The sequence below is a fragment of the Desulfurobacterium crinifex genome (assembly GCF_054656775.1).
The window spans coordinates 976,361-989,780 of record NZ_BAAHXO010000004.1 but is presented as its reverse complement, the minus strand read 5'-3'; the positions used below and the strand labels follow the sequence as shown (position 1 = coordinate 989,780).

General features: G+C 40.0%; 11 protein-coding genes. 6 read left to right on the top strand and 5 right to left on the bottom strand.

What is annotated here, in order from left to right; genetic code table 11:
- Position 1: 1 nt before the first annotated feature.
- Positions 2–1,111 (top strand): aminopeptidase, encoded by a 1,110-nt coding sequence (locus ACYQ3A_RS07185; protein ID WP_459896526.1) that lies wholly within the window; start codon positions 2–4, stop codon positions 1,109–1,111.
- Here ACYQ3A_RS07185 and rsmA read toward each other — a convergent pair.
- From rsmA to ACYQ3A_RS07170, 3 genes are all read right to left on the bottom strand, one after another.
- Positions 1,100–1,861 (bottom strand): 16S rRNA (adenine(1518)-N(6)/adenine(1519)-N(6))-dimethyltransferase RsmA, encoded by a 762-nt coding sequence (gene rsmA / locus ACYQ3A_RS07180; RefSeq protein ID WP_459896524.1) that lies wholly within the window; start codon positions 1,859–1,861, stop codon positions 1,100–1,102. The two genes, ACYQ3A_RS07185 and rsmA, sit on opposite strands and share 12 nt — an antisense overlap.
- Entirely contained in the window at positions 1,858–3,915 is a 2,058-nt protein-coding gene (locus ACYQ3A_RS07175; protein WP_459896523.1) for a molybdopterin oxidoreductase family protein, read from the bottom strand. Before ACYQ3A_RS07175 ends, rsmA begins: the two co-directional genes overlap by 4 nt.
- A 178-nt stretch (positions 3,916–4,093) precedes the next feature.
- The gene (locus tag ACYQ3A_RS07170) at positions 4,094–4,708 is read right to left on the bottom strand and encodes a LolA family protein (protein WP_459896522.1); all 615 of its coding nucleotides are present in this window, start codon (positions 4,706–4,708) and stop codon (positions 4,094–4,096) included.
- 68 nt (positions 4,709–4,776) lie between these two features.
- On the opposite strand from ACYQ3A_RS07170, the gene rsmD reads away from it, so the two are divergent.
- From rsmD to uvrC, 3 genes are read left to right on the top strand one after another with little or no spacing between them, the layout of a single operon-like run.
- Positions 4,777–5,352 (top strand): 16S rRNA (guanine(966)-N(2))-methyltransferase RsmD, encoded by a 576-nt coding sequence (gene rsmD, locus ACYQ3A_RS07165; RefSeq protein WP_459896521.1) that lies wholly within the window; start codon positions 4,777–4,779, stop codon positions 5,350–5,352.
- Positions 5,353–5,355: 3 nt separating this feature from the next.
- Positions 5,356–6,015, top strand: a complete 660-nt coding sequence (locus ACYQ3A_RS07160; protein ID WP_459896520.1) for a 6-pyruvoyl trahydropterin synthase family protein — start codon at positions 5,356–5,358, stop codon at positions 6,013–6,015.
- Positions 6,015–7,766, top strand: a complete 1,752-nt coding sequence (uvrC, locus tag ACYQ3A_RS07155) for an excinuclease ABC subunit UvrC (RefSeq protein ID WP_459896519.1) — start codon at positions 6,015–6,017, stop codon at positions 7,764–7,766. The genes ACYQ3A_RS07160 and uvrC overlap by 1 nt, the downstream gene beginning before the upstream one ends.
- A gap of 220 nt (positions 7,767–7,986) precedes the next feature.
- Here uvrC and ACYQ3A_RS07150 read toward each other — a convergent pair whose 3' ends face one another.
- Positions 7,987–8,400 (bottom strand): gamma-glutamylcyclotransferase family protein, encoded by a 414-nt coding sequence (locus ACYQ3A_RS07150; RefSeq protein WP_459896518.1) that lies wholly within the window; start codon positions 8,398–8,400, stop codon positions 7,987–7,989.
- A 9-nt stretch (positions 8,401–8,409) separates the two neighbouring features.
- Positions 8,410–10,824, bottom strand: coding sequence for a DNA topoisomerase (ATP-hydrolyzing) subunit B (gyrB, locus tag ACYQ3A_RS07145; protein ID WP_459896517.1), 2,415 nt, complete (start codon positions 10,822–10,824; stop codon positions 8,410–8,412).
- Between the two features lie 70 nt (positions 10,825–10,894).
- On the opposite strand from gyrB, the gene ACYQ3A_RS07140 reads away from it, so the two are divergent.
- Positions 10,895–12,652, top strand: coding sequence for an ABC transporter substrate-binding protein (locus ACYQ3A_RS07140; protein WP_459896516.1), 1,758 nt, complete (start codon positions 10,895–10,897; stop codon positions 12,650–12,652).
- 71 nt (positions 12,653–12,723) lie between these two features.
- Complete coding sequence (gene mobB / locus ACYQ3A_RS07135; RefSeq protein WP_459896514.1) at positions 12,724–13,401, top strand: molybdopterin-guanine dinucleotide biosynthesis protein B; 678 nt, start codon at positions 12,724–12,726, stop codon at positions 13,399–13,401.
- The last annotated feature ends 19 nt before the right edge of the window (positions 13,402–13,420 follow it).

Below are 13,420 nucleotides of genomic sequence, written 5' to 3'. Positions count from 1 at the left end.
GATGGGAATCTGGGACTGGCACGATGAAAAGGTAAAAAAAGCAATTAAAAACTCATTTATAAAGAATCTTTGTACATCTAAGGAAGATAAGGTTCTAATCCTTTCAGATACCTACAAAGAAAGGATTGGAGAGCTCTTCTTTTCTGTTGGAACTAACTTTTCAAATTACATCCTCCATCTGACATATCCACCAACGGGAAGACACGGTCTTGAACCACCAGAGGTTGTCTGGAGGGGAACCTTTGGTTCTGAGTTCGTTGAAGAACTAAAATCAAAGGGACTTTTTGAAAGGATACAGAGAAAAGAATTAACTCAAAGCGATGAAGAAGAGATAAAAGAAATTCTCCTTGAAACAACTTCTCCCCTTGATTTGCCATCAGTAGTCGTTTCCGTGAACGAACATTCTCTAAGCCACACGCTTTTCAGGAAGCTCTGTACAAATTTCCTTTCAATGAGATTTGCAAGTATGCCTCTGTTTGAACCATTCATGTTCTACACTTCAATGCAGGCAGACTGGAATCTGGTTGCAAAACGCTCAAAAGTTCTTGCAAGCCTCCTAACAGATGCAACAGAAGCCCACATTACATGTTCACTTGGAACAGATATAAGATTTTCTCTTGAAGGAAGAGAAGGACTGGCAGATACAGGAAAACTCTGTACACTCGGAGACTTTGGAAACCTACCAGCAGGAGAAGCATTTATTGCACCAGTTGAAGAAACAGCTGAAGGAGTCTTTGTAACAAAATATGCACCTACAAGGAAACTGGACGAACCAGTAAAGCTATTCGTCGAAAATGGAAAGGTCATAGAAGTAAAGGGTGAAGAAGAGTTTTCAAAATTCTTGACAGATTTAATCCATCATGAGAAGAATGCAGACAACATTGCAGAGTTTGGGATCGGAACAAACGAAAAAGCAGAAAGGTTTGACAACATACTCGAGGCTGAAAAAATCCTTGGAACCTGTCACATAGCAATTGGAGACAACAGCGCTTTTGGTGGAGAGACAAGAGCAAACGTTCATATAGATCTCCTGATAGATAAACCGACAATTAAACTCAAGATTGGTGAAAAAGAAGTTGAAATAATGAGAGAAGGAAAGTTATTGGTGTAGCTGAAAATCTCGAACTGTATAAAAAAGCTCTAGTAGTTTCTCTGGAGGGAGCTCCTCAGCTCTTTTTTCCATGTATTCTGAAATCTCTTCTGGATAATTTTTGAGTTCCAAATTGCTTTTTAATTTCTTTCTCCGCTGTGAAAATGCTCTTTTCAGGAATTTCTCAAATTCAATTAGCTCTTTTTCTTCCATATCAAACTCTTTCGGAGTCATCATAAAAACGGTTGACATAACCTTTGGAGGAGGAGTGAAAGCCCTTGGAGGAACGTCAAAGAGTTTTTTTATATCAAAGAAGAGAGAAAGAAGTGCCGGCAGATAGCCGTACTCCTTACCTTTTCGTGCAGAAAGCCTATTGGCAACCTCTTTTTGAATCATAAAGATTCCCTTTTCCATCGACTCCCTGTGGTCAAGAAGGTTTCTGAGGATTGCAGTTGAAACGTTGTATGGAAGGTTTCCAAAGTATTTAAACTTTCCATCCAAAGAAGAAAAGTCAAACTTGGTTGCATCGGCATTTACGATTTTAATTCTGTCACTAAACTTTTCCCTTAAATGCTCCACCCAATCCTTATCAATCTCAATAACTATAAATTCCTTTGGATTTCTTTTAAGTATTTCCTCAGTTAGAGCTCCCCCTCCTGGCCCTATTTCAATCACTCTATCTCCAGAAGTAATATCTCCAAAATCAACTATTTTTCTAATTATGTTCTTATCCCTCAAGAAATGTTGTCCCAGTGATTTCTTAAGCCTCATTCCACAACTTCCACTTTCACTTTTACCGACTTAAACCGTGCAGTTCTAACAAGTTCATCCGATTCATCACCAAAAAGGAAGTTAACCTTACTCTTAGAACGATGGAAAGTTACAAAAAGCGTTCCTTTCTTTATATGGCGATTGAATTCAAGAGGTAAAGATTCAGTTTCCCCATACTCTGATTGCAGTTTAACCCTCTTTGCATTCTTCAATTTCTCTCTATCTTCTTCGCTGGCATAGACAACATCTTCCTTAAAAAGCTTAAACTTATCAAGTGTTTTACAGTTTCCAGTCTGAACACTGTTGTTGTAGTGAACAAGAATCCTTCCCGTTGTGAGATAGAAGTCTGAAAATTCTCCTTTTTCAAGGAGCTCCTTTACCATTCCTCTCGGTTTAAACTGGTTATACCTGAAATGTCCCTTTCCATCCGGAGTTGAAAACTTTTCGGTATGAAGAATCTTCGTCCCCTTACCATCTTTAACAGGCCATTGAGGAGAATTGAGGAAGTGCTTCCTTAAAACTTCATAAGTTGCCCCCGAAAATCTCTTTGGTGCTGCTTCTCTGACCTCGTTCCAGACATCCTCTGAATTTGAATAGTTAAATTCTGCTCCCATTCTATTTGCTATTTCTGAGATCACCTCCCAGTCGTCCGGTAGATCTGATCCAAAGATCGGTTGACTGAGATGGAGCCTCCTTTCAGCATTTATATAAACCCCTGTCTTCTCGTAACAACTTTTTACCCCAAAAACAACATCTGCAAACTTAGTAACTTCGCAGGGGAAGAGCTCATTGACAACCAAAAACTCGAGCTTTTCAAGAGCTGAATGAATCTTTCTCTGGTTAGCGTGAACGTGGGCAATATCTTCTCCCATCACAAAGAGTGCCTTTATCCTTCCATCGAAGATAGCATCAATGATGTCTGGAGTCATTAGTCCTATCTCATCCGATCTTCTGTAATCAGGCAAGTAGTAAGGAAGCACACCCATATCACAGGCACCCTGAACGTTGTTCTGCCCACGAAGAGGCATCAAACCTGTTCCTTTCTTCCCGACATTTCCCGTCAGAAGTGCAAGGTTTGCAATTGCCATAACGGCATAACTACCATCAATATGCTCAGTTACTCCAAGCCCCCATAGAAAGATTGTCTTCTTTGAGGCTATTTCTCTTGCAAGTTCTCTGATTCTCTCTGATAAGCCTTCGTAACCAGGTAATCTTTTAAATATTTCAGGATCAGAAAACTCATCAGCAAGAATGGAATTCCTATACTCCTCAAAACCTGCAGTTCTCTGCTCTATGAATTCCCTATCGTAAAGCTCCTCTTCCAGAATTACTCTGGCAACTGCATTCAGAACCAGAAGGTTTGATTCAAAAGGAATCAACAGTCTATGCTGGGCAAACTTAAAGAGTCCAATCTCTCTAACATCGATAACTGCAAGCTTTCCACCCTTTCTTACTTTTTCAATAATTCTATGACTCACTATCGGATGGGCTTCTGTTGTGTTTGAACCTATTACAACAATGAGTTCAGCGTTGTAAATCTCATCAAAAGGTGCAGAGGCTGCTCCTTCTCCAACAGTTTCAACAAGTCCTCTGAGACTTGGTGCATGACAGATCCTTGCACAGTTATCAACATGAGGAGAACCCATAACCTCCCTTGCAAACTTCTGGAAGACATAGGCACTCTCACAGTTCGTTCTCGCTCCTCCTATGGCAGCAAAAGCCTTTCCGCCATACTTATCCTTTATCTCGACTAACTTTTTCGCAACAACATCGTAAGCCAAAGAATACGGAACTTTCACAAAATTTTCATCATAAGTTTCAAAATCATCCACATTTAAACCAGCTTTTATTAGAAAGGATTTCCTTACAAGAGCTCCTTTTATTCTCTTTGGACTGGTTAAAAACTCATGACCAAAGTTTCCCTTGATACAGAGCTTCCCTTTACTTACAATACCTTCTCTTATAGGAACAGCCTTAACTGGAAAAGAACCATCTGTTTCAAATCCCAGTTCACATCCAACACCACAGTAGGTACAGACCGTTTTCTTCAGCACAAAAGACCTCCTGAGTTTCGTGCGAGGTAATTTTACCTGAGAGAAGAAAGATTAAATCTCTTTAATGATAGAAAATTCTATACTTGACAGTTTGTAATTTTTGAATAAATTTACTATTACCCCCTCCTTCCAGTTCCCATGGTACCCTCCCGGCCGGCGTAGGCCGGCCTACCCTCTACTATTTCAAAGACCCCTGAAAGCAGGGAATTAATTTAAAAAGATCCTCTGACACTCCGAGATTTTCGTTAAGCTCTTTTACTATGTAGGTACTTGAAGTTCCGTCTAACTGAACCGTTTTGAAAGCTTTCAGCTTGCAGTTCTCACCTATAAAAAGAATAATCTTTTCAAAGATTGAATCCTTATACTTTGGTTTGAGCTCAAGCACTTCCATCTTTCCATCTCTCTCATCGCTCAAAACTTCAAAAAGTTCATCAAACTTGTCTGGACTATCGAGAATCTGAAAAAGAGGAAAGAGTTCACTCTTTGAGTCAAGCTCCGCCACCTGACACTGCTTATCCGATGGGAAAACAGTTTCTATGAACTTTCCATCTGAAACAACAAAAATATCGCTTCCTCTTGTGTACTCCCAGCGAAATCTCGATGGCTTTTCATAGTAGATAACTCCGCCATACAGGTCAACTTCATTTCCTGCCACAGGAATCTTCGTCTCCTGGGAAAAGACAAGCCTTAACGTTTTAACAGACTTCAGTTTTTTCAGAAAACAGTCTACATTTCCATAAGCAGAAGTTGTAAGAAACAGAACCAAAAACCAGATAGACAAAATCTTCTTCATACTGCTCTCCTTTCCTACATGGCATAATTTATTACTTGGCAGCATTTAAACAAATCCCGGGAGAAAAGATGAGAATAATCGGTGGAAAGTACAAGGGAAAAAGGATAAAGTCTCTTCCCAAACGTTCCGATACAAAACTTCTTAGACCTACAACCGACAGAGTTAAGGAGTCCGTTTTTTCAATTCTCAACAACTACCTCGAGGGAGTCAAGTTTTTAGATCTCTTTGCAGGAACAGGAAACGTTGGGATAGAAGCTATCAGCAGAGGAGCTGGTAAAGTTATTTTTGTGGAAAATGACAAACGTTTCTGCAATCTGATAAGAGAAAACCTTAAAAAGCTTGGTGTAGAAAGGGAAAAGTATGAAATAATCTGTGACGATTACGTAAACGCTATAAAGAAACTTGCAAAAAGAGGAGAGAAGTTTGACTTCATCTATGCAGATCCTCCTTACGAAAAGGGTTACTACACAAGAATTGTGAACATGATAAAGAACTTTAATCTTCTTGATGAAGACGGTCTTCTCATCCTTGAAGAACCAAAGAACACACCTTTTCTACCAGAAGATGAGAAATGGATTGTTGAGAGAAGAGGTTACGGAACAACCCTTGTTACATTTATAAACTTTCATCCAGAAAAGGAGTAAGAGATGTTTGAAATCTCAAAAACAATCGAATTCTCTGCCGCCCATTCAGTTTACTCACAGAAGTTAAACAGTAAATGGACAAAGAATACTTATCCAAAGTGCCGAAGACTTCCCGGTCATGGTCATAACTATAAACTTGTCGTTTACCTAAAATCAAAAGAACTGGATTCTTCCCAGATGGTTACAGACTTTGGACATCTCTCCTGGTTAAAGGAGTTTATAGATGACTGCTTTGACCACAAGCTGATTATTGGAATAGAAGATCCAGCTTTTGAATTCTTTTTCGGCAAATTGGGACTTATAGAAAATGGAAAATGCATCCTGCCGAGAATAGATGGCAAAATACCTGAAGTCGAAGTTATTGCTGTTAATAAAGACTATAAGGTAACAAAACTTGATTTTGAAGAGCTAAACCTTTCAGAGATAAAACAGCTCAAGTTCCTAACTTTCCAGAACTTTAAGATAGATTCAGATTCTTTTGAGGCAGATTTCTACCAGAGACTATTTGATGGAATTGCTCTTTTCAACGGTTCTCCTACATCAGAGAACCTTGCAAGGTTCTTTTTCCACTTTGTAAGCGAAAACATAAAACCTCTTGGAATAGAGTGTTCCAAGGTCTCCATTCATGAAACTCCAACTTCCTGTGCCACATACAGCGGATGATGAGAGAGAAACTCCAGACGGTTCCAGACGCACCAGGGGTCTATTTTTTTAAAGATGGGAAGGGAAGAGTAATCTACGTTGGAAAAGCTCGACGCTTAAAGAATCGTCTCTCTTCCCACCTCAACTGTACAAATCCAAATGAGAAAAGTTACAGAATTGTTAAGAATGCTGCAGATTTTGACTACATAGTTGTGAAAAATGAAAGAGAAGCACTCACCTTAGAAGCAGAGCTCATAAAAAAGCACCTTCCAAGATTCAACGTTCTCCTTAAGGATGACAAGAGTTATCCCTATCTTGTAATCACAGATGAAGAATTCCCAACGGTGAAAATCATCAGAAAGAAAGAGAGTGCAAATGGAAAGCGGTTTGGCCCTTTTATCCCACCAAAGAACGCCAGAGCTTTAAAAGAGCTAATTCATAAGGTTTTCAAACTGAGAAAATGTAAAAAGTTAACTAAACGTTCAAAACCCTGTCTTCAGTACTACATAGACCGCTGCACGGCTCCATGCTGTGGCTATGTCTCAAAAAGTGATTACAGAAAGCAGGTTGAAGGAGCTCTCTCTTTTCTCACAGGAAACGTCAAAAACTACATAAACAGGCTCTACAACGAGATAGAAGAAGCAGCTGAAAATTTGCAGTTTGAAAGGGCTGCCATCCTCAGAGATCAGCTCATAGCCATAAAGAACATTTACGAAAGAGGCTCTATTTTCTTTGAGGATCACCCCAACTGTGACGTATTCTACCTTGAGAAGAGAAACGGACTTTTCTTGGGTGTCAAGTTAACCGTCAGAAACGGCATTATCTACGGAAAGGAAACATTTCAATTTGATCCTATAGACCCCTGGGATGAGAATTTACTCTTAGAAGTTTTCACATATGGAGTAAATGAAATAAACGAAGATATAGTTGGAACCATCTGGATTGAGGGAACTTACGAAAATGAAGAACCTCCAGAAGAGATTTTAACCAACTTCCGTTATATGAGAAACAATATTCCTATTAAGGAGATCCCAGAAGAGATACTTCAGTTTGTCAGGAAAAATAGAACTGTTGGGAGAGTTAATCTAAACTTAGAAAATCTCAAGTCAGAATATGAGAGCGTATTCTTAGACACTTTTCCCGAAAGGGTTGAGGTGTTCGATATCTCTACACTACAGGGAACTGGAACAGTCGGTTCCTGTGTGGTCTGGGAGAAAGGAAGGTTTGTTAAGGACGACTACAGAAGATATAAGGTAAAAACAGTCAAAGGTGTAAACGATTACGCCTCTATGGAAGAAGTTCTAATGAGGCGTTTCAGGAGAATAAAAAATGGAGAGGTTAAAAAACCCGATCTCGTTCTGATAGATGGTGGAATTGGACAGCTTAACGTTGCGATAAAGGTAAGGGACACCTTCGGTCTCGACTTCAGAGTCTTTTCTATTGCCAAAAAGGAAGAAATCGTTTACACAGACGATGGAGAAGTTGTTGAAACGAAAAAATACCCATATCTGTTCAGGTTCTTTACAAATTTGAGAGATGAGGCACACCGGTTCGCTATAACGTTCAACAGGAAAGTGAGAAATAAACTGATGGTAAAGAGTGTATTTGACGGAATTAAAGGGCTTGGAGTTAAAAGAAAAAAGATTCTTGAAAAGTTCTATCCCGATATCAGAGAATTGGCAGAAACAAGCGTAGATGAACTTGTAAAGATAGGAATACCAAGAAAAGTCGCAGAAGAAGTTTTGGAAAGAATAAGGAACTGGCACACTTAGGGCTCAAAAAGGATCCTGTTAATTCCCGACATCTTAGGCAATAGTAAGAATACTGCTTTAAATTACGCTTACGTCATTCTGAGCTAAGCGAAGAATCTCTTTTTATAGTGTAATGAACAAAACTTTTTAGAGATTCTTCGGCTGCAAAGCAGCCTCAGAATGACATTGAACAAATTTTTCTTGAGTATTGATATAAGAACCGAAAAGAAGACAAAAATATTTAAAGTTTCATCAACTTCTTTACAAACTCTTTCCAGTTTCCAAAGGGAACTTCTGTAAAGGATAGCCTCTCGACAACTGAAGGATTCAGAATGTAAACCCAGGCATCAACAAAATCGTTAAAAGGAATGAGCCTTACGGGCTTTTTGATTCTGATATAGAGGCTCCTTTCAGGAAAGTGCTCGTAGAACTCTTCAAAAAGGTCAATTGCTGCAAGGGTGAGGGAATCGACTCTATAAACTTCTCCGAAAACTTTTCCTTCACCTTCAATAACTCCAGGATACCCTTCTTCTAAGTGAAGAAGCTTTGCACCATAGAGAATCCCGTGGGCAACAAACTCTGAATCAAAAAGGAATGCATGGGCAGAAAGCCCAGACATTAAAGTGCCATAAACAAAAAGAAGTTCGTAGTACATCAAACTTCCCTAAATATCAAGGTTTCTTACCTCTTTGGCAAATTTCTGAATAAACTCCTTTCTCGGCTCTACCTTGTCTCCCATCAGGATTGTAAAGATCTCGTCTGCCTTTACAGCATCGTCAACAGAAACTTTGAGGAGAGTTCTATTTTCAGGATTCATCGTTGTTTCCCAGAGCTGGTCTGGATTCATCTCACCAAGGCCTTTGTAACGCTGAATGTAGATACCCTCTTTTCCAACCTGAAGGAGGTAATTGTAGAGTTCTTCAAGGGTCAGAAACTCTTTAACTTCACCCTTCTTAGTTTTAACTTTGTAAGGAGGCTCTCCAAGTCTTTCCCTAATTCTGGACTTTAAGCCTCTTCCCTGTTTATAGAGGTCTGACATCAACAGGTCTTCATTTATCTCGACGGTCTTTTTGAGATAGCTATCAAAAGGAATACGGCAGATGATTCTGAAACAGCAGTGCTCCTTATCCTCTATAAGCTCAAACTCTGTTTCCCTTAGCGATTCTGGAAGGTTCTCCTTTATCTCCTCTACCAGCTTTTCAGCCTTTTCTCTATCGTAGAGATCCTTATAGTCAGCTCTGATTCTAAGGAGGATATTAACAATGTCTCTGTCTCTCTTCCTGGAGAGTATTGAAACAACATTCTCAAGTTTTGAAATATCCTCAACAATTTTCAGTCCCTCTTCTTTCGGAACCTCCTTGCCATCACCGTCAAGGAATGAGACAGAATCGAGGGCAAAATCCAAAACAACACTCTCAAGCTCAGAGTCACTCTTTATATAGATCTCCCTCTTACCCCTCTTTACCCTGTAAAGCGGAGGCTGTGCAATGTAAAGGTGTCCCCTCTCAATAATTTCTGGAAACTGTCTGAAGAAGAAAGTAAGGAGAAGAGTTCTGATATGAGCTCCGTCAACGTCCGCATCTGTCATTATGATTATCTTGCTATAACGGAGCTTACTCATATCAAAGTTCTTACCGATTCCAGTTCCAAGGGCTGTAATTATCGTTTTAATTTCATCGTTTGAGAGAACCTTCTCAATCCTTGCCTTTTCAACGTTTATTATCTTACCTTTGAGTGGCAAGATTGCCTGAAAGCGTCTATCCCTTCCCTGCTTTGCGCTACCGCCGGCTGAGTCACCCTCAACTAAGAAAAGTTCCGTTTTCTCAGGATCTCTTTCAGAACAATCTGCAAGCTTTCCGGGAAGGGAGAACTCCTCAAGGGCACTCTTACGTCTTGTCAGCTCCCTCGCCCTTTTGGCAGCTTCTCTCGCCCTTGCGGCAGTTATCACTTTCTCTGCAATCTTCCTTCCGATATCAGGACGTTCAGTCAAAAAGGCATAAAGTTTATCGTAAACAATAGAAGCAACAATAGGTCTAACCTCTGAGTTTCCAAGCTTTGCTTTTGTCTGACCTTCAAACTGAGGATTTGGAACCTTAACAGAAATTACAGTAACAAGACCTTCTCTTACATCATCTCCAGTTACAGAAATCTTAGCGTTCTTTGGCAGGAGGTTGTTTTCCTCGATGAACTTGATTACAACCCTTGTCAGAGCCGTTCTAAAACCTGCAACGTGTGTTCCACCCTCACGGGTATTGATGTTGTTAACAAAGCTAAAGACTTGCTCTGTGTAGGTTGAATTGTACTGAAGGGCAACTTCAACGAGGATATCGTCCTTCTCTCCTGTTATATAGATAGGCTCAGGAAAGAGAGGATCTTTCTTTTCATTGACTCTCTTAACAAACTCAACAATTCCGCCTTCGTAGTAGAAAACCTCTTCTTTTGAAGGCTCGACTCTCTCGTCTATGAGAGTTATTTTCAAACCCTTATTGAGGAAAGCCAACTCTCTCAATCTATTAGCAAGAATATCCCAGCTAAACTCTGTTACCTCAAATATCTCTGGGTCTGGCTTGAAGGTTACAATCGTTCCCCTTTTCTTTGTCTCTCCAATACACATAAACTGAGTTACAGGATTACCCCTTTCATAAACCTGTTTGTAAACTTTTCCATCCCTGTGAATCTCAAGCTTTAACCACTCAGAGAGCGCATTAACAACAGAAACGCCAACGCCGTGAAGACCACCGGAGTATTTATAAGCTTTCTTCTCAAATTTACCACCAGCGTGAAGAACAGTCATAACAATTTCTGCTGCCGGTTTACCGTACTCAGGATGTATATCAACTGGGATTCCCCTTCCGTTATCCTCAACCGTTATTGAGTTATCTTCGTGGATTATTACCTTTATCTCTGTACAGTATCCAGCAAGGGCTTCATCCACACTGTTATCAATAATTTCAAAGACCAAATGGTGGAGACCGTAGCTTCCAGTATCTCCAATGTACATTCCAGGTCTTTTTCTTACAGCTTCAAGCCCTTCAAGAACCTTTATCGCTGAAGCATCATACTTTTCGTTGTTTGCCATTAACTCTCCTTTCAACGAGAATTTTGTTTAAAATTATAGCAGGAAACTTTGTAAATCAATGGATAAAACGATGAAAGTACTTTTCAAACTGCTGTTTGCTTCAGTCTTATTCATTGCTCTGGTCTTCCTGCCTCTCTTCTTCATTCCAGAGCCAGAAGGGAAAAAAGAGAGCTATTCTCTGGGAAAAACGGTTAACATCGAAAAGGTCAGATTTCTACCGGGGAATTATGGAGGAACTCTATATACTGCAACATCTTCTGATCCAAAAACATTTAACCTTGTAATGGCACACGAAACATCGTCAACAGATGCCGTTGGGGAGCTCTTTGAAGGTTTAACAGAGGTTGACTTAAAAACTTTAAAGCCAAGAGGAGCTCTTGCAGAGAACTGGGAATTCAAAAACAACGGTCTAAAGTGGGTCTTTCACCTTCGAAAAGGTGTTAAGTGGTTTGATGGAAAGGAATTCACAGCTGACGATGTTGTTTTTACCTACAACCAGATCTACTTCAATCCGAAAATTCCTAACTCTACAAAGGACATGTTCCTTATAGATGGAAAACTACCAAAAGTTAGAAAGATAGACAGATATACAGTTGAGTTCGACCTTCCTGAACCCTTTGCTCCTCTTCTCTATTCGCTATCAGCGCCGATATTTCCGAAACACGTCCTTGAAAAGGCTGTAAAGTCCGGAAAGTTTATGGAAACCTGGACTGTTTCTACACCTCCTGAAAAACTCATCGGAACAGGTCCTTACAAACTGGTTAAATACGTTCCAGGACAGTATCTGGTCTATGAAAGGAACAGAGATTACTGGAAGAAAGATGAAGAGGAAAAGACACTTCCCTACATAGATAAAAAGGTCAAGTTTATCCTCCCTGACCAGAACACCCAGCTTTTAAAGTTTAAGGCTGGAGAGCTCGATTTCTATGGAGTCAGAGGTGACGATTTTCCAGAGCTGAAATCTGGAGAGAAAAAAGGAAACTACACAATCTACAACCTTGGACCTTCCCTAACTGCCGATTTTATCTGCTTTAACCAGAAAAAGGGAGCCATACCTGACTGGAAGTGGAAACTCTTTACAAACAGAAAGTTCAGATGGGCAATTTCCCATGCGGTTGACAGGAAAGGAATAATTCTTACAGTTTATAACGGCTTAGGATATCCTGTCTATTCTCCCGTAACCCCTGCAAACAAGCTCTACTATGATCCAGACTATCCAAAGTTCCCCTACAATTTGGAAAAGGCAAAGAAACTCTTAGAAGAGATAGGATTGAAGGACAGGAATGGAGACGGATGGCTTGAAACTCCAGATGGACATAAGGTAGAGTTTAACCTTCTGACAAACTCAAACAATCCTTCAAGAGTCCAGATAGGTGCAATAATCAAGTACGACCTTAAAAGACTTGGAATAGACGTTCACTTCCAGCCCCTCGACTTTAACAACCTTGTTGAAAAGCTCCTCCATACCCACGACTTTGACGCCGTGATAATTGGATTAACAGGGTCAATCGACCCAAACGGTGGCAGAAATGTCTGGATGAGCAGTGGACAGCTCCACATGTGGAATCCGAACCAGAAAAAACCGGCAACGGAATGGGAAGCAGAGATTGATAGACTCTTTGAAGAAGGAGCAAGAGAGCTTGATTTCAAGAAGAGGATTGAAATATACAAGAAGGCATATAGGATAATCTCCTACGAGCAACCATTAATCTACATAGCTGCTCCGTTAGTCCTCGAAGCAGCAAGGAACAGGGTGAAAAACTTCTTCCCCACAGTCTGGGGAGCTTACGAAGCCGAGAGAATGTTTATCGGAAGGTCTAAAGATTAGGAGACCGACTAAATTGTGATTTCACCCTGGTTCGGTATGATTTGTAGAAATTGCAAACTTGGAGGAAGCTCATGGTTCCTGTTATTTCCTTTATCGGATATCACAATTCAGGAAAGACAACGTTTGCAGCGAAAGTTGTTGAAATACTCAAAAACAAGGGATACAGAGTAGCCGTCCTGAAGTCAACAAAACACAAGGGTGTAATAAAAGATACAGAAGGAAAAGACAGCTACAAATATAAAGAAGCCGGGGCTGATGCCGTTGGTATCGTTACTCCAGAAGAACTTATCCTCTTTCAGAAAATTGGAGAGATTGACCTTAAATACCTTTCCTTCCTCCTCTTCGACGACTACGATATTGTTATATGCGAAGGCTTTAAGCACTCCAACGTTCCAAAGTTCGAGGTAACAAGGAAAGAGCTAAACCAACCAACTCTTCTTGGGCAAGTGGAAAACGTTATTGGTGTTATATCTGATTACAAAGTTGAAGGAGTCAGAAACTTTTCCATAGATAATCCTGAAGAAGTGGCTGAATTTATTGAGAAAAATTTCATTGAAAAAAGAGAAGACCAGTTCTCTGACGAAGTTGAACTCTTCATTAACGGAAATAGAGTTCCCTTAAAACATTACGTTCGAGCAACCCTGAAAGAAATTCTTTTCGGTTTTGCCAAGCCACTGAAGGGCATTGAACATCCAATTGAAAAGATGGAAATTAGAATTGTTATTGGCAGAGGAAAAGAGGTTAGTTAAAGAAAAACTTCTTAATTAA

Coding starts and splice junctions, on each gene's coding strand:
- ACYQ3A_RS07150 (WP_459896518.1), bottom strand. CDS start 8,400: ATGTACTACGAACTTCTTTTTGTTTATGGCACTTTAATGTCTGGGCTT.
- ACYQ3A_RS07140 (WP_459896516.1), top strand. CDS start 10,895: ATGAAAGTACTTTTCAAACTGCTGTTTGCTTCAGTCTTATTCATTGCT.
- gyrB (WP_459896517.1), bottom strand. CDS start 10,824: ATGGCAAACAACGAAAAGTATGATGCTTCAGCGATAAAGGTTCTTGAA.
- ACYQ3A_RS07185 (WP_459896526.1), top strand. CDS start 2: ATGGGAATCTGGGACTGGCACGATGAAAAGGTAAAAAAAGCAATTAAA.
- uvrC (WP_459896519.1), top strand. CDS start 6,015: ATGAGAGAGAAACTCCAGACGGTTCCAGACGCACCAGGGGTCTATTTT.
- rsmD (WP_459896521.1), top strand. CDS start 4,777: ATGAGAATAATCGGTGGAAAGTACAAGGGAAAAAGGATAAAGTCTCTT.
- rsmA (WP_459896524.1), bottom strand. CDS start 1,861: ATGAGGCTTAAGAAATCACTGGGACAACATTTCTTGAGGGATAAGAAC.
- mobB (WP_459896514.1), top strand. CDS start 12,724: ATGGTTCCTGTTATTTCCTTTATCGGATATCACAATTCAGGAAAGACA.
- ACYQ3A_RS07160 (WP_459896520.1), top strand. CDS start 5,356: ATGTTTGAAATCTCAAAAACAATCGAATTCTCTGCCGCCCATTCAGTT.
- ACYQ3A_RS07170 (WP_459896522.1), bottom strand. CDS start 4,708: ATGAAGAAGATTTTGTCTATCTGGTTTTTGGTTCTGTTTCTTACAACT.